Origin of the sequence: Psychrobacillus lasiicapitis (genome assembly GCF_006861795.1) — a bacterium.
Lineage (GTDB): Bacteria > Bacillota > Bacilli > Bacillales_A > Planococcaceae > Psychrobacillus > Psychrobacillus lasiicapitis.
Map to the genome: position 1 here is coordinate 385,003 of NZ_VDGH01000001.1, position 23,098 is coordinate 408,100.

At 37.3% G+C, this 23,098-nt stretch carries 21 protein-coding genes, 1 other RNA gene and 1 pseudogene; 5 read left to right on the plus strand and 18 right to left on the minus strand.

The window, feature by feature from the left end:
• Positions 1-12: 12 nt before the first annotated feature.
• From rnpB to FG382_RS22515, 6 genes are all read right to left on the minus strand, one after another.
• Positions 13-397: RNase P RNA component class B (gene rnpB / locus FG382_RS01900), an RNA gene on the minus strand.
• 63 nt (positions 398-460) lie between these two features.
• A complete protein-coding gene (gene gpsB / locus FG382_RS01905) occupies positions 461-754 on the minus strand; it encodes a cell division regulator GpsB (RefSeq protein WP_142537175.1) in 294 nt (97 codons plus the stop codon).
• Between the two features lie 68 nt (positions 755-822).
• Positions 823-2,118, minus strand: a complete 1,296-nt coding sequence (locus FG382_RS01910) for a ribonuclease H-like domain-containing protein (RefSeq protein WP_142537176.1) — start codon at positions 2,116-2,118, stop codon at positions 823-825.
• On the minus strand, positions 2,108-4,387 hold the full coding sequence (locus FG382_RS01915) for a DEAD/DEAH box helicase (protein WP_142537177.1): 2,280 nt from the start codon (positions 4,385-4,387) through the stop codon (positions 2,108-2,110). The genes FG382_RS01910 and FG382_RS01915 overlap by 11 nt, the downstream gene beginning before the upstream one ends.
• Positions 4,374-4,748 carry a YppE family protein gene (locus FG382_RS01920; RefSeq protein WP_170206426.1) on the minus strand — a complete coding sequence of 125 codons (375 nt, stop codon included), beginning with the start codon at positions 4,746-4,748 and terminating at the stop codon, positions 4,374-4,376. The genes FG382_RS01915 and FG382_RS01920 overlap by 14 nt, the downstream gene beginning before the upstream one ends.
• A gap of 75 nt (positions 4,749-4,823) precedes the next feature.
• Positions 4,824-4,979 carry a hypothetical protein gene (locus FG382_RS22515; RefSeq protein ID WP_170206427.1) on the minus strand — a complete coding sequence of 52 codons (156 nt, stop codon included), beginning with the start codon at positions 4,977-4,979 and terminating at the stop codon, positions 4,824-4,826.
• A gap of 556 nt (positions 4,980-5,535) precedes the next feature.
• Here FG382_RS22515 and recU point away from each other — a divergent pair.
• Positions 5,536-6,135, plus strand: a complete 600-nt coding sequence (recU, locus tag FG382_RS01925) for a Holliday junction resolvase RecU (RefSeq protein ID WP_142537179.1) — start codon at positions 5,536-5,538, stop codon at positions 6,133-6,135.
• Positions 6,136-6,156: 21 nt separating this feature from the next.
• Positions 6,157-8,859: a PBP1A family penicillin-binding protein gene (locus tag FG382_RS01930; RefSeq protein ID WP_142537180.1), complete on the plus strand. Its 2,703-nt coding sequence runs from the start codon at positions 6,157-6,159 to the stop codon at positions 8,857-8,859.
• A gap of 292 nt (positions 8,860-9,151) precedes the next feature.
• Here the strand turns inward: FG382_RS01930 and FG382_RS01935 are convergent, their stop codons facing one another.
• From FG382_RS01935 to panB, 10 genes are all read right to left on the minus strand, one after another.
• A complete protein-coding gene (locus FG382_RS01935) occupies positions 9,152-9,436 on the minus strand; it encodes a YpoC family protein (RefSeq protein WP_142537181.1) in 285 nt (94 codons plus the stop codon).
• Positions 9,423-10,079 carry an endonuclease III gene (gene nth, locus FG382_RS01940; RefSeq protein WP_142537182.1) on the minus strand — a complete coding sequence of 219 codons (657 nt, stop codon included), beginning with the start codon at positions 10,077-10,079 and terminating at the stop codon, positions 9,423-9,425. The genes FG382_RS01935 and nth overlap by 14 nt, the downstream gene beginning before the upstream one ends.
• Positions 10,080-10,090: 11 nt before the next feature.
• Positions 10,091-10,801, minus strand: coding sequence for a DnaD domain-containing protein (locus tag FG382_RS01945; RefSeq protein ID WP_142537183.1), 711 nt, complete (start codon positions 10,799-10,801; stop codon positions 10,091-10,093).
• Between the two features lie 43 nt (positions 10,802-10,844).
• Positions 10,845-12,140, minus strand: coding sequence for an asparagine--tRNA ligase (gene asnS, locus FG382_RS01950; RefSeq protein ID WP_142537184.1), 1,296 nt, complete (start codon positions 12,138-12,140; stop codon positions 10,845-10,847).
• 27 nt (positions 12,141-12,167) lie between these two features.
• On the minus strand, positions 12,168-12,656 hold the full coding sequence (locus FG382_RS01955) for a cell wall elongation regulator TseB-like domain-containing protein (protein WP_142537185.1): 489 nt from the start codon (positions 12,654-12,656) through the stop codon (positions 12,168-12,170).
• A 3-nt stretch (positions 12,657-12,659) separates the two neighbouring features.
• Complete coding sequence (locus FG382_RS01960; protein WP_093273022.1) at positions 12,660-12,830, minus strand: YpmA family protein; 171 nt, start codon at positions 12,828-12,830, stop codon at positions 12,660-12,662.
• Between the two features lie 22 nt (positions 12,831-12,852).
• Complete coding sequence (gene dinG, locus FG382_RS01965; protein WP_188713303.1) at positions 12,853-15,609, minus strand: ATP-dependent DNA helicase DinG; 2,757 nt, start codon at positions 15,607-15,609, stop codon at positions 12,853-12,855.
• 509 nt (positions 15,610-16,118) lie between these two features.
• A complete protein-coding gene (panD, locus tag FG382_RS01970) occupies positions 16,119-16,502 on the minus strand; it encodes an aspartate 1-decarboxylase (RefSeq protein ID WP_142537187.1) in 384 nt (127 codons plus the stop codon).
• 3 nt (positions 16,503-16,505) lie between these two features.
• Positions 16,506-17,351 carry a pantoate--beta-alanine ligase gene (panC, locus tag FG382_RS01975; protein WP_142537188.1) on the minus strand — a complete coding sequence of 282 codons (846 nt, stop codon included), beginning with the start codon at positions 17,349-17,351 and terminating at the stop codon, positions 16,506-16,508.
• The gene (panB, locus tag FG382_RS01980) at positions 17,326-18,186 is read right to left on the minus strand and encodes a 3-methyl-2-oxobutanoate hydroxymethyltransferase (protein ID WP_142537189.1); all 861 of its coding nucleotides are present in this window, start codon (positions 18,184-18,186) and stop codon (positions 17,326-17,328) included. The genes panC and panB overlap by 26 nt, the downstream gene beginning before the upstream one ends.
• A 383-nt stretch (positions 18,187-18,569) precedes the next feature.
• On the opposite strand from panB, the pseudogene FG382_RS23480 reads away from it, so the two are divergent.
• A pseudogene (locus FG382_RS23480) lies at positions 18,570-18,936 on the plus strand (hypothetical protein).
• A gap of 73 nt (positions 18,937-19,009) precedes the next feature.
• Here FG382_RS23480 and FG382_RS01990 read toward each other — a convergent pair.
• Positions 19,010-19,996, minus strand: coding sequence for a biotin--[acetyl-CoA-carboxylase] ligase (locus FG382_RS01990; protein WP_142537190.1), 987 nt, complete (start codon positions 19,994-19,996; stop codon positions 19,010-19,012).
• A 137-nt stretch (positions 19,997-20,133) separates the two neighbouring features.
• Here FG382_RS01990 and FG382_RS01995 point away from each other — a divergent pair, with 137 nt between their 5' ends.
• Together FG382_RS01995 and FG382_RS02000 are read left to right on the plus strand one after the other, a co-directional pair.
• Positions 20,134-20,991 carry a manganese catalase family protein gene (locus FG382_RS01995; RefSeq protein WP_142537191.1) on the plus strand — a complete coding sequence of 286 codons (858 nt, stop codon included), beginning with the start codon at positions 20,134-20,136 and terminating at the stop codon, positions 20,989-20,991.
• A gap of 189 nt (positions 20,992-21,180) precedes the next feature.
• Positions 21,181-21,741, plus strand: a complete 561-nt coding sequence (locus FG382_RS02000; protein ID WP_142537192.1) for an MEDS domain-containing protein — start codon at positions 21,181-21,183, stop codon at positions 21,739-21,741.
• A 157-nt stretch (positions 21,742-21,898) separates the two neighbouring features.
• Here the strand turns inward: FG382_RS02000 and FG382_RS02005 are convergent, their stop codons facing one another.
• Positions 21,899-23,095 (minus strand): CCA tRNA nucleotidyltransferase, encoded by a 1,197-nt coding sequence (locus tag FG382_RS02005; RefSeq protein ID WP_170206428.1) that lies wholly within the window; start codon positions 23,093-23,095, stop codon positions 21,899-21,901.
• Positions 23,096-23,098 lie beyond the last annotated feature (3 nt).

The following is a 23,098-nucleotide window of genomic DNA, read 5'->3' on the forward strand; positions in this document are numbered from 1 at the left end:
GCCACTCATACACCCAATAAGCCATGTTTTGTTTCTACGGTACTCAAACGGTGCTTTACCTCGTACGATGTAGATGGCAATCATCTATCTACGAAAATTACTTCTCGTTCTTCTATCCGTTCATTTCCTTCAAGAAAATTCCCCTACCATAATTTGGGTTTCTCACTCGTGGGGTTTACCTCGTTCCACCTGTAAAGTTTCCAATACAGCTTCGTCACTGTGGCACTTTCAGAGATTGTCAGCCATATCCTAAGACTTAGGCCTTCATCCCGCCGTCAGCTAAATTAGCTGCCTTAGTTTATTTTTTCACTAAGCACGAACACTACATTCATCTCAGAATTGTGTGAGCATGGACTTTCCTCTACAATTTCTAGTATTGCAGCGATTGCCCGGATATATAAGTGGTATACCTAGTATATACGATGTGCTTGTTAGATTCAATCGATGTGAATAAATATAATTATTCGTACAATTTACTGCCGAATACATGCTTTTCTAAATGAGAAAGTCTTTTTAATATATCAAAGTTCGTCGCTCCTGCTTGAGGCGCTGGCGCCGTTCTTTTAGGTGCTTCTGCAATTTCCTCTTTCAGTTGGTTAATCTCTGATTGTAGTTGGGCAATTTTCTTTTCAAATGCCTCATAATCTTGAATGATGTCGTCTAAGAAAATATCAACTTCTTCTTGGTTATAGCCTCTTAGGCCCGTTTTAAATTCTTTTTCAAGTATATCTGAAGTTTTTAATTTTGTTTCCATATGGTATCTTCCTTCCGTCTGTTCACTTAATCGTATTATAGCATAGTGATGTCGAATAAAGGAGCATTTTAAGACTGGAAAACTCGCTTTTTGTTAGGTTGTGCGCTTTCCCGGGAAATAGTTAATTTCCGAATTATTCTCGCTTCTCTCTTCTGTAAGTCCTCATGCAGGCGTAATTGCTGTTTTTCACTTCCCACATCTGGTGTTTTCGCTAGATAATCTGCGCATTCCCTCGTCATCTCTAATGCTTTCTCTAAATATTTTAGCTGATGTTCGTAAAGTTTTGCTAGTTCCATATAAACTTCGATACGATATTTCCCAACTATTTCTGTTAAGGATGCGTGAAATGCTTTGAGACTTTCATCAAATAAATGCTTTCTTTTCAGGTGCAAGCCGATGTAATAATAGGCAATACTAACTTCATCATCTGCAAACTTTTCAATAACAAATTGGAACCAATCCTGACTAGCATCTACCGATTTTAAATCACGAAACCATTTACCAATATTCGTATACGTGATAGAAGACTCTACTACTCTATCTTCTTTTAATAACTTCACAGATAAAATATATAAAGTTACCAAAGATAAAATATCCCACTCATTATGCTTTAACACTTTCATTAAGTTTGCGGGATCCCCATGCTTCACCGCATCGAAATAAATTATAGGTGCAAGATGACCAGGGATATCATTTTCCCTGACAAAGCCTAGCTTTTGTTCTTCTAACTGTTTTAACTTAAATCGCTCTAAATCACCTTTCCAAATTCTTTTAGAGGAGTGCATTAAATCAATGTGCTGATGTCCCTGTAGCGGGGGAATGGTATTTCGGTTCATCGTCCATCTGGAAACAAGTTGAGGGAAATCGAAACTTTTCCCATTGTATGTAATGATGGACTTCGACGTTTTCCAAAACTCAGAAGCCAATAAAAACGAAGCCTCTTGACCCGGTTCCGCTAGCACATACTGCGTTAACAAAAAGCCATTTTCCACTTGCTTTAATAAACCATTTAAAAAAATGAGTACACCTGTCCCTTTCAATCCTGTTGTTTCTGTATCGTAAAAACAAAAAGGGGTACCAGGCGCTAGAGTAAGTGGATGATCAGGATACTTTTTCTGCATGAACGTTATGGCTTCATGCAAATGATGTAGCCCAATGTTTCCATGTATATGCGACTGTTCATAAAAAGTTTCTTTCACAAACAAAAAACCTTTATCATTTTGGATAAGTTTTAGTCCTGCTGATTTCCATTGTTCCGTATAAAAAGGAAGTGTTGCTGTAGGCACTTCCTTTTTAGGGTCTTCATTTAATGGTTTCTTTTTTACAAGACCTTTCATTTGCATCAGTTTCTTTTCATACGACATGCTCTTCCACCTGCAATAAATGAAATAATTTGATCACTTCTTTTTTTAAATTTAACTCAGCGTCCTGGGCACCAATGCATGCAGGGCACCCATTTGAACATGGGCAAGCCTCTACTTGCTCCGTCACTTTTGGAACTAAAGCATTCCATAAATCAAACATTCTTTCCGACAATCCTATTCCACCTGGATAGCTATCGTATATATAAAAAGTTGGTTTTTCTACATTGACAGATTTTACTTGTGGTACAACATGAATATCCTTTGCATCACAATGGATAAATAACGGAATAAATGCATGCAGCGCATAAGCAACCCCAGTCATTGCATCCGATAATAGCATCTCTGTCCAATCACTTGGTTTATCAAAACTAAACCAGGTCGAAGATGTATGCAATTCAAGTGGAGGCAAATGAATTTGCCCAGAGCCGATATTGTCATGCGTATCAAACTTTATCTTTTTGAAAATCGTTGGCTGTGCCAAGACGATAATATCACCAAATCGCAAAGTTCCAATATTCGCTTCTCTTTCCTTATCTTCACTTAACACTTTTAACTCTACTGCAATATTGGCATCTGTGAAATAATCCACATCCACTTCTTTCACAAATGCTTTCTTTTCTTCCCAATCGAGTATTTCCACTTGAAACTGAGTCCCTTGATGCAAGTATATCGCTTCTTCATGGAGTAAAGTCATGGCACTATATAAATCCATTTCTCCGATTACTCTCGTTTTAGTTGGGATCGTTTGGTCTATAATAATAACGTTTTCCTGGGAAGCAGAACGCAAGCTAATATTACTTGCGGGAAAGCTTTCCGACATCCAATGCCATTTATCTGATGTTCTCAATAAAACCCCTTCACTTTCTAAATAAGCGAGTAATTCTTGAATCGAAAACTCTGCATAGGAATCTAGCGTTGTAAACGGAAGTTCAAATGCTGCACATTTCAAATGATCCATTAAAATAATCATATTATCAGGATGAATACGTACTTCTTCAGGAGACTGACCTAGAAAATATTCCGGGTTTTTCACCACATATTGATCGAGTGCAGTTGACTGAGCTACATATATAATGAGCGCCTCGTCCTGCCTTCTTCCTGCGCGTCCAGCTTGCTGCCAAGCACTCGCAATATTTCCCGGGTAACCTGTCATAATACATGCCTGCAGCTGGCCAATATCGACACCAAGTTCAAGGGCGTTTGTACTAACAACCGTACGAATAATGCCGTCTCGTAGCCCTTTCTCAATAGTCCTTCTCTCTGAAGGTAAGTAACCACCTCTATAGCCACGAATCGTTTGGTCATTTATCTTTTTGCTAACTAACGCTTGTAAATAAGTAACAAGCATTTCTACACGGACCCGACTTTTCGCGAATACAATAGTTTGAATACCATTTATATACAATTCCTGAGCGATATCTCGCACTTCTAAAATGGCGCTTCGCCGAACATTAAATACAGGATGAACTATTGGTGGATTGTAAAAGACAAAATGTTTTTTCCCAGATGGTGCTCCATTTTTATCAATTAATTCATGGGTTGTATTCGTTAAACTTTCGGCTAATTCTTTTGGATTTTTAATCGTTGCGGAAGTACATATAAATTGCGGATTGCTTCCGTAAAACGCACATATCCTTTTTAATCGTCGAATAACATGTGCCACATGACTTCCAAATACACCTTTATATGTATGAATTTCATCAATCACAATATATTTTAGGTTTTCAAAAAGGGATACCCATTTTGTATGATGAGGTAATATCCCTGAATGGAGCATATCAGGATTAGTTAAAACAATATGACCTGATTTACGTACTTTTTGTCGAATCCCAGGCTCCGTATCTCCATCATACGTAAAGCTTAATATTTCTTCCCCGCTTGCTTTAATAAGATCATTTAAATCACTTTTCTGGTCTTGAGCTAATGCTTTTGTAGGAAATAAATAAATTGCGCGCGAGGTTGGGTCTTCTAATATCGATTGAAGAACCGGCAGATGGTAACAAAGCGACTTTCCGGAGGCGGTTGGGGTTATCGTTGTATAGGATTTCTTTTCTGTTGCCGCATCAAACGCTAGCCGTTGATGGAGATATAATTGTTCTACCCCGCGGCTCTTTAATGCTTTTTGAATGGATGGATGCATGTTTGCAGGAAAAGGCGCATATATTGCTTCTTTCTCTTCTGTTACATGAATATGCTCGATTCTAGAAAACCTATTGGCATCGACTTTCCAGTTATCTAGCAGTTCTTGTATGCTTTTATTCGCTAGCATGCTCATCCCCCACTTCCTTGATCGCATGAATAATTGTTTCTAATGTATATTTGGATGAATGAATCGATTTTAAAAATCGTTTCTTACTTGTCCCTTTATAATACGATTGAACGATGAATTGCTTCATGGATTCGAGTAAAGAGTCAATTTGACTTGGATGTACATATTTTGGACGCTTCACTTGAATCCATGTTCGAACGAGTTTTTCCCATTCGAGCAATAATTCATCTAGTTTATAGGCATGTGGTTTTACATCCTTAAAAAAATCTGGTTCTTTATCTTCTTCTCTATAAAATTGAAAACGCAATATGCTTTCATCACATTCTTTTAGTAATTGTTCAGTTAAACGCAATAACGACATTATAATCCCCCGCATTCTAGTAATAGTGTACCAAATTATAGCTCATATTACTAGTTGCAAACGAACGTACATTCCTTATAATTGGTTCTCGATTTTCTCTAATTTCCCAAGCAATCGAAAGGATGATTTACTAAAGTCTTTTTCAAACTGATCTTGTTCATCACTTAGCCGATCTTCAAGTAAAAATTCTAATAGCTCCAATTGGTCAATAATACGTTCGATTTTGTTCATGTTTATTACCTCCCTTTTTAGAGTATGTTCCTTCTTTTTTTAGAAATCCCTTCCCACTCGACAAACGTTCTTTCCAATGGACAAAACTAGTAAAATGTCGACAAGTTCTAGCAGAATCATAGCTTTACTTTGTGAGTTAGTACTTTGTAGGGTAGCCACTAGACCTGATCCGAGCTATTTAGAAGTATTAGTTGCTCTCATCTCGGTTTAGTTGCTTTCTGAGCTTTGGACGATTGGTTAGTTGCCCTAAGCCATTTACTGAATAAAAACAAGGGATAAACACGTATAAAATTTTGATAAAGTGAGGCGATACTGAGTAAATTAGCAATTTCTTTTATTCCGTAGCAGATGGTTCTCTTAGCGAAAATCCTGTCAGATACCTTTTTGCATACTATTTCTACAGTACCCAGAAAAACTTAGAATACACTGTGAAACTAAATAGAATCGACTGGCGTCTAATTATCTTGTGTTGGTCAACATCCTCTTCATTTGGCGATTAAGAGTGGAGTCTTATCACCTAGAAGTGATAAACTAATAGTATAGAGAGGTGAATATCTTGGCTATTCGTTATCCAAACGGGAAACTATACACGCCCAAAAAGGAAACTGAGACTAAAAAAAGAAAAGATTATTCCTTTAGTAATAGGGGTAAAACATTAGAAGATGAAATCAGCGATGCAAATGAATACTATCTCGTTCATGAAATCGCAGTCATTTATAAAAAACCAATACCGATACAAGTCGTGAAAGTCGATTATCCAAGCAGAAGTAGCGCCGTTATTAAAGAAGCCTACTATCGAACTCCATCTACAACCGATTTTAATGGTGTTTTTGAAGGGAAATATATTGACTTTGAAGCAAAAGAAACGGAAAATAGAACAGCGTTTCCTTTAAAAAACGTCCATCTTCATCAAGTCGAACATATGAGTAAAGTAGTGAAGCAGCAGGGTATCAGTTTTTTACTCGTGCGTTTTTCTGCAGTTGACCGTTATTTTTATTTACCTTTTGACCAATTAAAGGAATATTGGGATAGAATGCTAGCAGGAGGTAGAAAGTCTATTGCTTTAGCGGAATTCGAGGAACACGCAATAGAAATAATACCCAAATATGCACCTAGGATTGATTATTTAAAAATAGTTAATGACTTACATGCATAAAGTGAAAGTGAGGAGAAGTTTATGAGTGAGCAAAGACAAACTCGTGAACAAAGAAGAAAGCAATTACAACAAAAGAAGAAAAAAACGTCAAATATACCAGCTAAGCTCTGGATTAAACGAATATTATTAGCAATAGTTGCAGTTGGTATCGTAGGTCTTATTGCAGGAGGGTCACTTTTTGCTTATTACGCGAGCTCAGCTCCTAAATTAGATGAAAGTTCATTAAAAGATCCAATTAGTCCTAAACTGTTAGATGCCAACGGAGAACTATTTGCCACACTTGGCGCAGAAAATAGAGAATATGTACCTTTCGATGAAATACCTCAACAAATGCATGATGCAATTATCGCTACCGAGGATTCACGTTTTTACGAACATTTTGGGGTGGATTTTTTACGATTAGGTAAAGCCGTACTTGCCAATCTCACCCATGGTTTTGGTGAACAAGGAGCTAGTACTATTACGCAACAAGTAATTAAAAACTCTTTTTTAACAAATGAAAAAACGTTAAAACGTAAAGCACAAGAAGCATATTTATCAGTTCAATTAGAACGAAAATATGAAAAAGAAGAAATTTTTGAAATGTATTTCAATAAAGTGCTCATGTCCGGAAGAGTTTACGGATATGGAACGGCTGCCAAGTATTTTTATGGTAAAGAGCTTAAAGATTTAACATTAGATCAGTACGCAGTTTTAGCTGGTATATCGCAACGACCAAATGCATATAATCCGTTTAAAAATCCTGACCTTGCTGAAAAACGTAGAAATACAGTGCTACATTTAATGAATCTACATGGCAAAATAACAGATGAAGAAATGAAAGCTGCACAGGCAATTCCAATAGGGGATTCTTTACTTCCTGAGGAAGAACGTGTAGCAAAACAAAACACAAAATATGATGCATTTATTGATGTCGTTTTGGATGAGTTAGAAAAACATGGTGACGGTGATACCATTTCAGAAGGAATTACTATTCATACAACACTTCAACCAAATGCTCAAAAACAAGTGGAAGACACATTAAATTCAGATATGTTCCCTACAGAAGATATTCAATCAGCTGTGGCGGTTATTGATACGAAAACAGGTGCAATTGCTGCAGTTGGCGGTGGCCGTAATTACGGGGTAGAACGTGGCTATAACTACGCATATGATATGAAAGTTAGATCTCCAGGTTCAACTATTAAGCCGTTGCTCGATTATGGTCCAGCTGTTGAATTTTTAAATTGGTCTACCGGTCAAACGATTGTAGATGAACCAATGAAGTATACAGGTACTGAACAAAATATACGTAACTTTGATGGGAAATATAAAGGTGCTATGACTATGCGTGAAGCACTTTATAACTCTAGAAATGTTCCTGCCGTGAAGACTTTAAAAGAAGTTGGCACGAAAAACGCGAAAGAGTTTATAAATCGTTTTGGAATCGATTTAGGAGAAGTGCATGAAAGTTCTGCAATCGGTGGCATTGATAAACCGATGTCCCCTGTTCAAATGGCTGGTGCATACGCAGCATTCGGAAACGGCGGTGTGCATACAGAACCTTATGCGATCAACAAAATTGTCTATCGAGACGGAAAGACTGAAAAAGATTACCGTCCTGAATCAAATGCGGTTATGAAAGATTCTACTGCATATATCGTAACAGACGTTTTACGTGATGTATTAACAAAAGGAACAGCTAAAACTGCTGCAATAAGTGGTTTAGATATTGCCGGCAAGTCAGGTACTTCTAATTATGACTCTAACCAAATGAAGGAATGGGATTTACCAAGCAGTGCATTTCCAGATGTTTGGTTCGCTGGATATACAACCAACTACTCGATTGCAGTATGGTCTGGTTATCCAGAAATGAAAACACCAATGACAACGAATGAAGAACGTTATTTGCCACAAAAGATTTTCAAGAAAGTAATGGCGAATATTTCAGAAGACAAGACTACAGAGAAATTTAGCAAGCCAAATTCGGTTGTCGAAGCGACAATCGAAAAAGGTACGAATCCACTTCAATTAGCAAGTGAATATACGCCAGATGAGTTAAAAAGAACTGAGTTATTTGTAAAAGGTACAGAACCAACAACAGTGTCCGAGGAATTTGAACAATTAGAGCTAAATGCTCCAACCAATTTATCCGTTGATTTAGACGAAACTGCATTAACCGCAACATTAATGTGGGACTACGAACAGCCGGAAGATGCTGAACAAGAAGTACAATTTGAAGTATCCGTAGCAGTTGATAACGGACCTTCAGAAATTTTACAAACAACTAATCAGACAGGGTTAATTGTACAAAGTCTCGTCCCAGGAAGTACGTATGTATTCTCTGTAACAGCAGTTTCTGGTGAAGTAAGAAGTGACCCCGCTTCCGTATCACTTACATTAGAAGGATATGAAGAGGAGAACATGGAAGAAGAACCTCCTGCTGAAACCGATGAAGATGAAAATTCCGGCGATTGGAATAACAACGGAAACGGGAATAACAACGGCAATGGTAATAATAACGGCGGCAACTGGAACAATAATGGAAATAACAATAACAATGGCAATTGGAACAATAATGGTAACAATAATAACAATGGTAATAATAATGGAAGTGGCAACAATGGTGGCAATGAAAGCAATGACACTTCCGATGGAGAAGCAAATCCTGATGACTATACGAATCCGGATGGTACGGATGGAACTAATGGCAGCGGAGAAGAAAATTCTGGCACCACTCCATAATATTGAAAAAGAGCAATCCAGCGCTGGATTGCTCTTTTTTGGTCGCTTTGATATACCTACCTAGATATAGTGGCTGGTTGCTCTCCTAAAGCATTTGGTTGCTTGCATGGATGAAATGGTTGCTTTCGCGAAGAGTTTGATTGCTCTCATCGCTATATTGGTTGCTCTATGCCAGATATTTACTTTTCCACTCGTTATTTTTATTTTTTTTGGAATTGGTACTCAAATATAGATATTGATTTCAGCTTGATCCTTGTTAGCTTTATCCACAAAAAAAGAATGAGCCATGTGCTCATTCTTTTTTCTGTGCTCGTAGGCGTGCAATTTTTTTCTTCGTTTCTTTAAATAGCTCGTCCAATTGTTTGAAGGCGGTATAATTATGTTTATTGTTACGAATAAAAGTAAAGCGCTCTGCAAAATTAATAGGAGCTGCTTGCCCTTCTTGTTCTACAATTGCTTCTAGGAGCTGTATACCTTGCTCCATTAGTTCCAATCTAGCAGTATCTTTTTCTTTAAAAAGTACTACTAACTGAATTTGCAAATCATTCCACTTATCGAATGCATTATGCAGTAACAATTTTCTTCATCCTTTTAGCACCTTCTCGACAGACAGATAGCAAAGGACATTCAGGACAGTTCGGATTTTGAGCCTTACAGTGATAACGACCAAAGAATATCAACTGATGATGTGCCTTTGACCATAATTCGATTGGCGTTTTTTTCATGAGTGTTTCTTCCACCTGAAGTACAGAATCTTTCCATCTGCATAGTCCTAATCGTTTTGTCACACGTTCTACATGTGTATCGACTGCGATTGCAGGAATATCAAATGCAACAGAAACGACGACATTCGCCGTTTTGCGTCCTACCCCCGGAAAAGTCGTAAGCAAATCTCTGTCTACGGGTACTTCTCCATCATATAAGTCGATCAGCTGTTGACTTAATGCTTGAATATTTTTTGCTTTGTTACGATAAAGTCCAATTGATCGGATATCATTTTGTAATTCTTCAATCGGGACGGCTAAATAATCTTCGGGCTTTGTATATTTTTGAAATAAGTCTTTTGTTACTTTGTTCACCAGTACATCTGTACACTGAGCGGATAATAACGTTGCAACTAATAGCTCAAATGGATTTTTATGAACGAGTTCACAATGCGCATCTGGGAACATTCGCTCCATCTCATCTAGGCAATAATGCCATTGTACTTTCGTAAGCAAAATTCTTCCACCTACTCTCTCTCTTCTAACCAGTTATAAAATGAAACTTTTGTAGTTCTGGTTGGCATTTCCATTTGTTTTTGAACTGGTATTTGCTGTCTAAATTGTGCCGTCTGATTTTCGGCTGCATCTACCGTTTTAATATTTTTCTTTTTCCACTCAAATAAAATACGATCAATATAACGCAGGCTTAGTTTTTGTGATAACACCGCTTCTTTTAATGCTAATCGAATTAAAGCTGCTGAGTGTTTATCTTGGTCAAACCACATACCAATTGTTTCGTATTCCATTGGTGATAACAGCCTGCCAAATTCTGATTCAAACAGTTTATAGATTTCACCTTCATCTTCTTTTACTTGCTCGTTTTCGACTCGATTTTCTTCTTGTTCCACATGATCTACCAAAAGCTCCCATAAATGATGGAAAGCATAATATTCAAAGTGAACTCCGTCTGCGTCCATATGCTGATCAATTTGCACTAGCCCTTTTTGAACGAGACGTTGTAAGATAGTGACTACTTTATTTTCATTGAAATGCGTGCGATCTGCTAAATTTTGTGGCGTTGGAAAATGATTTCCTGCTTCTCCATAAGCGATTAAATGTAATAAAAGAATCGCTTCTTCATCTTTAATATTAATCGCTTTGTAATGACTAAAAAAAAGCTGGGAAATGGTTACATTTCCCTGCTCAGTCCAGATACGGAGTCGATCTCGCTTTTGCATACCCATCGTCTCCTTTTTCTTAAATTGCAATGTGATTAAATTATTACGGATATAAACGATTTAACAGACGTGGGAATGGAATCGTCTCACGAATATGCTCCACTCCACTTAGCCATGCTACTGTACGTTCTAAACCTAGTCCAAATCCAGAATGCGGTACAGAACCTTGCTTGCGAAGATCTAAATACCAAGCATAAGCAGCTTCATCTAAACCATGCTCTTGTATACGTTGTTTTAAAAGATCATAATCCCAAATACGCTCGGAACCACCAATGATTTCTCCATATCCTTCTGGAGCAATTAAGTCGGCACATAATACAACATCATCGCGTGTTGGATGTGGTTGCATATAGAATGGTTTAATCCCTACTGGATAATGTGTGATGAATACTGGTTTATCATAACTTTCAGCAATTGCTGTTTCATGAGGAGCACCGAAATCATCTCCCCACACAATGTCATCGAATCCTTTTTCATGTAAAAGTTTAATCGCATCATCATAAGTAATACGAGGGAACGGCGCTTGAATATTTTCTAATTTCGATAAATCGCGACCAAGACGCTCTAACTCGATTTTACAGTTTTTCAAAACAGCTTGCGCGATAAATGCGACATATTGTTCTTGAATTTCTAAGTTTTCTTCCAGTTCACAAAAAGCCATTTCTTGTTCAATCATCCAGAACTCGATTAAATGACGACGTGTTTTCGATTTTTCTGCACGGAAAGTTGGTCCGAAAGAAAATACTTTTCCAAGTGCCATTGCTGAAGCTTCTAAATATAATTGTCCAGATTGAGAAAGATATGCATCCTCGTCAAAATATTTTGTATGGAATAATTCAGACGTTCCTTCTGGAGATGAACCAGTTAAAATAGGCGGATCTGCTTTAATGTGACCATTATTATTAAAAAACTCATACGTTGCACGAATAATTTCATTACGGATTTTCATAACGGCATGTTGTTTTCTTGAACGTAACCATAAATGACGGTTGTCCATTAAAAATTCAGTTCCATGCTCTTTTGGTGTAATTGGGAAATCAACAGCAGCTTGTATAACTTCAATTTCTTTTACTTGTAATTCATAACCAAATGAAGATCTTTCATCTTTTGTTACTTCTCCAATTACATACATAGAAGTTTCTTGTGTTAACCCTTTTGCTTTTTGGAAAATATCTTCTCCCACTTCTTCTTTTACTACTACACCTTGTACAAAGCCAGAGCCATCACGCAATTGTAAAAAAGCAATTTTTCCACTTGAACGTTTGTTAGCAAGCCATGCGCCAAGTTTAATTGTTTCGCCTACATGGTAAGACATCTCATTAATCATTATTTTCTTCATAGTTTCCTCCACAAGTCAAAAGTTTAATTATAAATTCGAGATTTTTTTCCACCAATCTCCATTATCAAAAAGAAGATATACATAGTTGAGATTGTTTTTTTCGTTTACATACGTTATTTCCCAAACAGGACCAACTTCTTCCACGCCGAGCTTCGCATGCAATAATTCACCATTTTTTTCATTGCTCATGGCAAGTTCTATTGCTTTCTCTTTCGATATACCATCCCGTAATTTAACTTCCATTATCGCGTCATCTGTTTTTTTCTCTGGAAGAAAGAATGCTTTTTCTTCTCCCTTTGCCGTTTTACCGATAACGGTATGGAAAGTATTTGTACTATTGTACACATAGGAAGCATCTACTTGAGCGAGTAAATGGTTTTTTGTTACATAGGTTTCCGCGTTTTCATTTGCTTCTTTAAATGGTATTTTCGCCTGAAAATAAATAAGTAAACTAAGTATCACGGTTAAGCTGAATGCAAATACAACGATAAATAGGAGCCATCTTTTAAGTACCATATGTTAAGTCCTATAAATTGTAAAAACGCACTTTTCTTGATCTTCTTTATCAAGCGCCAAGCCAAACATCAAATCCTGCTGTTTTAATGTTCGATTTAATGCATCCACTAGTTTGTATAAGTCCGATTGATAATTGACAGTAACAGTAGATAGCACTTCAATTTTGTTTTCCATATTTCTACCCGCTTTCTAAATCTCATCCTTCATTAGTATACCAATTTTCAAGCTCTAAGACCATATTTTCGAGCGTAACTTTCTTAACAGGAATATTAGGAATTGCCTGTAAAAAGTCACTTCCATAGGATTTTGTTTCTATTCTTCTATCTAAAACGATAAATACTCCCTTATCATTCGATGAGCGTATTAAACGACCGAAACCTTGTCTAAATCGTAAAACAGCTTCTGGTAGTGAATATGCGGTAAACGGATTTTGACCGTTAACGCTGAGCAATTCTGCACGCTTTTTATATAAAGGGTCATCTGGTGATGAAAATGGCAGACGAACCATTATAATAACCGACAGTGCATCCCCTGGAACGTCCACTCCTTCCCAAAAACTGTTCGTTCCAAATAAAACAGATTTCGAGAAACGTTGAAAGGATTTTAATAGACGCATTCTACTTCCAGAAGTCATACCTTGAGCAAATAACATATAGTCTTCAAGTAAATTGGTATCTTGAATGATTTCTACTGTTTTCCTTAACATATCTTGCGATGTAAATAAAACAAAGCATCTGCCTTCTGTTATAAGTACAGTTTGAACAATCGCTTCAGCCACTGCCTCAATATAATCACTTTGAGAAACTTGCTTAATATCTGGCATATCTTCCATGATTAATAGCTCTGCTCCATTATAATAATCAGCAGCCGCCCGATATTGCTGAATCGGAATATTCGTACTTAACCCTAATTGAGAAGTTATAAAATGACGATTAGATGGCACAGTGAGTGTACCCGACGTCCAAATAACTGCACCAGCTAGCCTCAATGGGTCTACTGCTTCTTTAATATCTTTTTGGTAATTTAACGGTCGTTTAATAATGGTCAAACTGCCCGGAATACTTCTCGTATCAATTTCTAACCATTTAGCCTCCACCGCTTCATCAATTAAGAAGATTTCATCCCATTCGCTTACTTTAATCTCAAGCTCTCTTATCCAATATTCCCACTCGTTCAATAGCACAACAGCTTCATCATCCAGTTTATTTTTCACATAAGTAGCTAATATTGATTTTGCAGAGAATATATACGATTGCATTGCTGTCGCAACTGCACGGAAAATCGATGTGTCCAAGTTTAAATCTTCTAAGGTTGCCGTTCTTTTTGTACTTTTCGAATGTCCCTTTGTAGGTGGGATAGCATCTGTAATAGATGAAATAGCTTGATCAAAGGTCTCGACTACATCTACATATAGTTTTTCCAGTCGAATTCGTAGCGCTAAAGGTATATGCAGAAGTGCCAATCTAGTAAGCAGTTGGTCGGTATCTAGTGTTCCAAACTGGCCTAATACATATTTCCAAGTTGTATAAGAAAAAACGCGTTCTTTACGGGACATGCTTGCATGAATGACTTGATGAGCTTCGTCTATAATGGTTGCACAACCATGTGCTAATAATTTTTTCTCTCGTTCTCGTTCTGCCATAATCATGGCATGATTTGTAACTAAAATATCACATTTTTCACTTTTACGAAGTGCTCTTTCATAAAAGTCCATTTCTCGCTCTTGCAATACTTTCGAAAGCGCCGTTTTTCTAATTTTATCTACGAATAATTGGCCGCCTCCAGAAACATTTAACTCGGTTAAATCCCCTTCATCTGTTAATGTCAGCCAAACTAATATTTGCATAATCGTAAATGTTTCGTCGTACGATTCATCATCTAGTTGTACATGCTGCCAGAATCGATACAAGTCTATATAATGTTGCATTCCTTTTAGTTTTGCTACACGTATTGGAGTGCCTAAAATAGATTTTAACTTCGGGATTTCCTCCAACACCAGCTGATCGATCAAATGAGTTGTATAAGTACTTATAATGACTGGCTTTTGGTGATTAAGCCCGTATATTGTAGCAGGCAATAAATACCCTAATGTTTTTCCGATGCCAGTCTCTGCTTCACATACCGTTTCTGCTTTATTATCTAGCGCATGTTGAATTTCATCCATAAACGCAAACTGCCCTTGTCTCTCTTCAAAACGGGTAAGTCCTTTTTGAAACAAGTCAATTTTAAGCTCTTTTGTTCTTGGATAAGAAATCGATGTAAGACTTGTATCATGTTCTTTTTCCAATTCTTTTAATGGAATTCCCCGGTACGTCGGATAGTTAGTAGCATCATATTGCTTTCTTTTCTCGGCTAGTACATCAAAAAATAATATCGATAAATTTGATTTTAACTGAAAGGATCGTTTATGTAATAATTCGATTGTTTTTACTGGTAAGCTTTTTAATCGTTCGATACATTTTAATAATAAATAGGCAGTAGCTAACGCATCATCGTCTGCCCGATGTGCTGCCTCTAACGGGATATGTAATTCGGTTGCAATATCCTGTAGTTTATAACTATACAGATTTGGAAACATAAGCTTAGCAAACTCTACTGTATCCATCGTTTTACATACAAGCTTTGGAAGCCCTACACGTTGTAATTCTTTTTGCAAAAAGGGCAGGTCAAAGTGAATATTATGTGCAACAAAAATATGGTCTTGCAGCAAATCTAACACTTTAGACCCAATTGCTTCGAACAATGGTGCATGTTGTACATCTTTGTCTTTAATTTTCGTTAAATCTTGTATAAAAAAAGGGATTGGTTTTTTGGGATTGATAAAGGTTGTAAACGTATCCACTATGTTGCCGTTTTCAATAAATACAATTGCAAGTTGAATAATACGGTCACCACTCGTCGATGAATGGCCTGTTGTTTCAATATCAACAACTGCATATTTATGATTTTCCATTATTCCTCAACTCGCTATCCATTATGTTCTAAAAAAATTGTACCACATTCGGGAAACAGAAACGAAAAATATGTGAAAAAGAAAAGCTGGTTTTTTAGGGTTACTTCTTTAAAAATGCATCGTAAATAGTGACCGCTGTGATTTTCACTTCAGACGTACGCTTTCTACTGGTTGGCCGCTTAGTCGCTCAATGCTAATTTCCCAATATAATGTGATGGCAGGATAAAAAATTCCTTAAAATGGTTAAGGGCAACCAACCGACTGTTGAAAGCAACCAGTTCAAGTCTGAAAGCAACTATATTAACTCTGAGAGCAACCAGCTGTTTAAAAAGCAAGTTTCTATAGATTGAGTCGAGGATATCTGTTACAACATTGCGCGTAGTGGATGTTACGTTGCGCGTTTATAAAAGTGAGGATACTTTGCCCTACGACCATTATTTCTATAAAGTAACTTTAAAAAAGCGAAAAGACTCCCGAAATTTAATCTTCGGGAGCCTGCTTTTACAATATTACATTACTGTTGCTTCTGGCTCATAATGAATAATCTGTTTAATCGTGTTGTCTTCATTCATTATAGCAACGGTAGGTTGATGAGATGATGCTTCTTCGTTCATCACATAGGCATACGATAAAATGATAACAATATCTCCACGTTGTACGAGACGAGCAGCTGCTCCGTTTACACAGATAACCCCGCTCCCTCTTTCTCCTGAAATTATATACGTTTCAAAGCGCGCGCCATTATTATTGTTTACGATATGCACTTTTTCATTTGGCAGCATGCCTACCGTGTCTAAAATATTTTGGTCAATCGTAATACTTCCAACATAATTTAAATCCGCTTCAGTTACAGTTGCACGATGAATTTTACCATTTAACATCATTCTTAACATAGCTTACACTTCCTTTACATCTATAAGAATATTATCTATTAAGCGCGCTTTTTCGAAAAATACAGCCGTTGCAAATAAGAGCTGCTCCGCATGCTCTGAAACTTGCTGCAATAACGGGTATGTCACAACTTCAAAATAATCTATTTTACCAGATGTATTTTCCTCGATATGAGCTTTTCCTATCTCAATCGCTTCAGCTATATTCTTCGTTTGCTTCCAGTGCTCTGTTGCTAGTGTTAAAGCTTTATGCAGATGAATTGCTTCCACACGTTCTTGTTCACTCAAAAACACATTTCGAGAGCTTTTCGCAAGTCCGTCTTCTTCACGAACTGTTGCAACACGAACAATATGAACAGGGAAATTATATGCCTTAGCAAATGTTTCGATAATGGCTAGCTGCTGCGCATCTTTTTGTCCAAAATAGGCATTTGTTGGTTGGATAAGATTAAACAATTTTGTGATCACTTTTAATACACCATCGAAATGACCTGGTCTACTTTCTCCACATAGTTTGGTAGAAAGCTCCCCTACTTGAATGGTAATCCCACTTTCAAATGGATACATTTCTTCTGGCGTAGGATTAAAAACAAGATCCACCCCAGCTTCTGTAGCAATTTTTACATCGCGCTCAATATCACGTGGATATCTATCTAAATCTTCATTTGGTCCAAATTGTGCCGGATTGACGAAAATGGTCGCAACTACAAATTCATTTTCTTTTCTTGCTTTATTTAACAATGCTTGATGACCCTCATGTAAATAACCCATAGTTGGGACAAGACCGATTGTTTGATGTTTATGTGCTTCGAGAATAGTTTTTAACTCATCGATTGTTTGAACTGTTTGCATGAGTGGTGCCTCCGTACAATTGGTTTAGTTGCTCTTCTTTCATTGTAAATGAATGCTCTAAAGCAGGAAAACTTCCACTTTTCACTTCTTCCACATATTGCTGGATACCTGCTGCGATCGGTCCACCAACATTCGCAAATTCCTTTACAAATTTCGGAATATGATGCGTGCCGTATTTTACTAAATCGTGAAATACTAATACTTGACCGTCGGCCGTAGCACCGGCCCCGATACCAATAGTCGGGATGATTAGCTCTTCCGAAACTTTTGCCGTTAATTGGTGCGGAATACATTCTAAGACGACCGCGCAAGCACCTACTGCTTCACATTTTTTCGCGTCTTCTATTAATTTTTCTGCCGCTTCTGCCGTTTTTCCTTGCACTTTATATCCTCCAAGCACACCAGCAGACTGAGGTGTTAAACCAAGATGTGCTACAACCGGAATTCCTGCTGAAGTCAACTTCTCGATTACTAATAAAACATCGTCAGCGCCCTCTACTTTTACCGCTTGTGCTCCAGTTTGTTGCATAATTCTTACAGCATTCGCAAGCGACTGATCTAGTGAGCCGTGATACGTCCCAAATGGCATATCCACGACTAAAAATGTATTCGGTGCCCCTCTTCTTGCTGCTTTTCCGTGATGAATCATATCTTCCATTGTTACTAATACAGTAGAGTCATAACCTAGCACAACCATTCCAACAGAATCTCCAACCAATAGCATGTCGATTCCCGCTTCTTCCGCAAATTTGGCAGTCGGATGGTCATACGCTGTCATCATCGTAATCTTTTCTTCTTTTTTCTTCATTTCTACAAAATTACTCGTTGTTTTCAATGAAATTCCTCCTCTTTTTAAGTGAAGAGAAAACCAACTAAAAAGCCCTTCGTTCCAAAAGAGGACAGAAGGGCAGAAAATGTAGATTCATAGGTTTTCTCCGTCCCTGTCATATGCAGATCAAGGCAGACTATTCAATTATTTGCTCGCCTGAAACTGGTGCAGTTCAACAAAGGATACTGCCCAACGGTTATAGAATAACAGAAAATTAGTTTGGCGTCCAAGTGATTTTACTCAATGTAAAAATTGAATACTTAAATGGAAAAAGACCATCATATGTTCAACCATTAAAATGAGGTGAAAGAATGAATACAATGTTACTCGCATTAATATCCTTAAGTTCTATTCTTTAATTCCAACCACTAGCATCCAACCAAGTATTATTGGCCTCTGAAACCTCCTCTTTTCAAGTCGAATACCCGGATAATCAGAGTAAAACTTTTATAAGCGAAAATGAGTTTTATGCCAAGTTAGATAAAAAGCTCTACATGGAATATGAAAATGCATCTTACAGTATGCGCAAAAAGATTTTCTTTCATGAGGTACCAGATACAGAATTAATATTCCGGAGGAAAATGGAACATTTCCAGCTTTCCTTTTATCCATCCCAATAGACAAGTATATTTTCTGGCATCTTTTCAACAAAACGAAAAGGAAGAATTTCATAAATATACTATAATAGACGCAGAAACAAATACCGCACTTCTTGGTGGGAATCACTATCATCTTTATGATAACCCATATAAATAACTTGTTTAGATTTAGTTATTTTTTCTAAAACGCAAAAAAGCTCCCGAAAACATATTTTCGAAAGCTGCTTTATCTATTTATTCATCAAATGGATATCAGCTGAGTAGATACCGCGAATTTGGCCATTATCCAGTTTAAGCTCTAGCACGCCATCATTCGTAATGCCCATTGCAACACCCTCTAATGTTTCACGTAGCATATTGGCGCGAATTCGTTTACCGATGGTACAATTATAGCTTTCCCAAAGTAATTTAATCGGCTCGAAGCCATTTTCCACATATATATCTGCATACTTCTCCAAATAATATAGTATTTTAGCAACTAACTCCGCACGGTTCACCTCCTGTCCAGTTTCCATTTTTAAAGAAGTGGCAATGGATTGAATCGATTCATCGAAAGCCTCTAGCTCTTGATTGACGTTTACGCCAATGCCGATAATAATCGCTTGCACGCGGTCCATATCTGCTTGGAGTTCTGTCAAAATGCCGGTCACTTTTTTGCCGTTGATCAATAAATCATTTGGCCATTTGATTGCTGGAGAACAATCGGTCAACTCTTCTATTGCGCGTGTAATCGCGACTGCGGATACTAATGTAAATTGAGCCGCATACTGAGGACTAATTTCTGGGCGGATGATTACGCTCATCCATATTCCTTTATTAGCTGAAGAATCCCACGGACGTTCTAGTCTACCGCGACCTGCTGTTTGCTGTTCCGTAATGACAACTGTTCCATGAGCGGCATGATCACTTGCTTTTTCAGTTGCAATCGTTTGTGTAGATTCACAAACAGGATAATAGAATATATTTCTTCCAATAGACTTCGTATCTAAATAAGAGGAGATACGTTCTGGCGACACAATGTCCGGTATAGATTGTAAAACATAACCCTTTTTCTTAATTGCCTCAATTACATATCCGTCTTCCTCAATGCTTTTTAAATGTTTCCAAACCATCGTACGTGAAATATTCAATTGGTCCGCAAGCTTTTGACCTGAGATTGGTTCACCATTTGCATGAATAAGTTGGGAAAGTATCTTTTCTTTTATGGGCATATTCACGAAAAAAATCATTCCTTTATCTGTTTGTATTGTCAAATCATCAAGGCATTAACCTTGTCTTCCTGATGAATAATCCTTTGTCCCATGCACACCCTATTTCCGTACATTATAAAACAAATGGAAAAGAGGAACGCTAATTGTATTACTATAAGGAAGAATTAATAAATGTTATCGCTCCAGACAGACCAGATCCTGCAGCTGCGAAAGTATTACAAGAGACTTTAGGTGGGCATTATGGTGAAATGAGAACGATGATGCAATATTTTTTTCAAAGTTCAAATTTTCGCGGGAAAGAAACTCAATATAGAGACTTAATTCGTGGTGTATTCTTAGAAGAAATCGCACACGTTGAACTAGTCCAAAATACCATCAATCAATTACTAAATGATTCGGGTGAATCTGCTGTTCCAGGTAACGGCGGTATCGACGGGGCTCCTCTAAACAACGCCGTAAGACATGCAAATCCCCACCACTATATTATTGGTGCACAGGCTTCCCTTCCAGTTGATGCAGGTGGTATGCCTTGGAACGGGTCTTGGGTTTATGCACACGGAAACTTAATAGCAGATTTATTGGATAATCTTGTACTAGAATCGACAGGAGTACTGCAAAAAACCCGTATTTATGAAATGAGTTCGAATAAAACACTTCGAGAAACGCTTGGTTTTCTAATCGTTCGTGATAACGCCCATCAAAATGCCTTTGCAAAAGCTCTCGAAACACTCGGCGTAGATTGGGGTAAACTATTCCCTGTACCGAATTACGATATAAATAAATACCCAGAGTGTAGAAAGTATGTCGAGATGGGATACCATAACGCACAATTTAACTTCAGATTAGATCCTACTCGAATCGGCGAAATATTCCAAGGTCAAACTCCTAGTAGAAATAATGAAACACTTTCCGTAATAGATCCTCCAGCAGGTTTTCCGGTGCCATTAATGCCTGAAATGCCAAATGAACATAGTCCCGGTCTTCAAGATATGAATAACTAACTATTTGATTAGCTCCCTAATTGCCATCGGTGATTAGGGGGTTTTAATTTATCTTCTCACAAAAAAAATATTTCTATTTTTAAAATAATCAAAAAGTTTTATCTATATATGGTATGCTAGTATAAATGATTTTTTAAAAAAATTCTTTTATAAATAGAAAGTACTAGTCTTTTCTAAAAGAGGTGAATTATGGGCGTACTATCTGAATGTGAATATAAAAAAATTTCTATGGGGCATATTTATTATCGTTTTAAGGACGAAAAAGCATACATGGATAATATTTTTTCTTTTATACAAGCTGGTATAGAAAATAAGCAACAAATACTTATAATTGAAAATATGCGAAACCTACCGAAGGTACAAGCGTTTATTGATTCGTCTTTTATAGAGCCTATAAAATCTAGTATCAGGTTGGTTAATAACTATGAGTATTACTTATCTCATGGAGATTTTAGTACACAAAACATCGTTAGCCATTTCGCAAAAGATCTTTCCTATTTACAAAAATGTAAATGTACGATTCGGACATGGGCGCATGTAGAATGGTCTTCATCAAAGCCATCCGAAGAGTTAGCCAAGGAATTTGAGTGTGTTGCAGATAACTTTGTAAAAGATTCACAAATACTTTCAGTTTGTGCTTATCCTTCTGCAAGGCTCTCCACAGGTTTAAATTTGGTACTTGAGGAATTTCATCAATATGTTATGACTGACGGCACTTTGTCTTTATCGTCCATATATCGGAATCTTTAAATAGCATTTGGATTTCTTTTACATATTCAACAGATAATATACTTAAGTAGTCTGAAAGGGGTTTATCACCCCTTCTGTCTCATTTATAAAAGTAATTCGGCGGTTCAACGTATATTAATCGCTTTCTGGTCACTTGTTTGATAATCCATAGTTTCTATCAAATTTGAAGATCATCAACATTATATTCCTGAAAAAACCACTCCATTATTTCCGTTCGATCATTGACCAACTTACCATTTACAATCATCACCGTTATTTTTTCCATGGCATCTCGAATCCATGGACCTCTTTTTTTCTTTGCCCAGTCCATTAGATCGTTACCATTTACAACTATTTCTTTAGTGGATGAAATAGGAAGCCTAGCTTTTATTTGCTGAATTAGTTCTTCTGTGTATATTACTTCCATGTTCAATAGCTGTTTAGCATAGCTTGCCGCGGCAACAAGCACTTCTTCCGTAAACTGAAAAAAGTTATAAAGACTCCAGCAGCCTTTTTCTAGCTGTTTCAGAGCCCCTAACACCTGCTTTACATGTGCTTTTTCAGCGTTTGAGCATTTATAATAAGACAAAATAGATTCAACTTCAGCAGGTGCCTGCATAATGGCAAAAAAAGCCCAGCCATTTGCAGTGTTGCCGAAGCTCGAAAAACCTTTCCAGCAATTTCGAAACGTTTCCCATTCGCCTGGAAAATTATCAGCTAAATGACTAGAAACAAATAAATGCATGCCATTTCCCACAAAGTCACTGATCCAAATTTTTTCTAGCTCCACTTTCACGCGCTCCATTGAAACATGCGCAACTAAATGATGAAGCGATTGAATCGCTTCCATCGTTTCTTGTTCAAGTGAATAACTCAGCTGCGCGGAAAAACGAATAGCTCGTAGCATACGAAGTGCATCCTCTGCAAAGCGCTGCGCCGGATCTCCTACAGCTTTTATAATTTTGTTTTCAATATCTTCCCTACCGCCAAAATAATCGATCAGCTCATCCGATTTGGATAATGCCATTGCATTCATGGTAAAATCACGGCGCTGTAAATCTTCGTGAAGTGACCGAACAAACGTAACAGCATCCGGTCTTCTATAATCGGAGTAGTTAGTTTCGGAACGGAACGTTGTTACCTCAATAGTCTCGTTCAATACCACTAGCACAGTACCATGTTCGATACCGACATCAATTGTATGCGGAAATAACTGTTTGACCTCATTCGGTGTAGCATTGGTTGTCACATCCACATCATTTGCATCCACGTTTCGAATAAAATCACGGACTGCACCCCCGACAACATAAGCTTCAAAACCAGCATTCTCCAGTTTTTCAATTACTTTATAAGCTTCTGGCCACCGAGTTTTCATCAT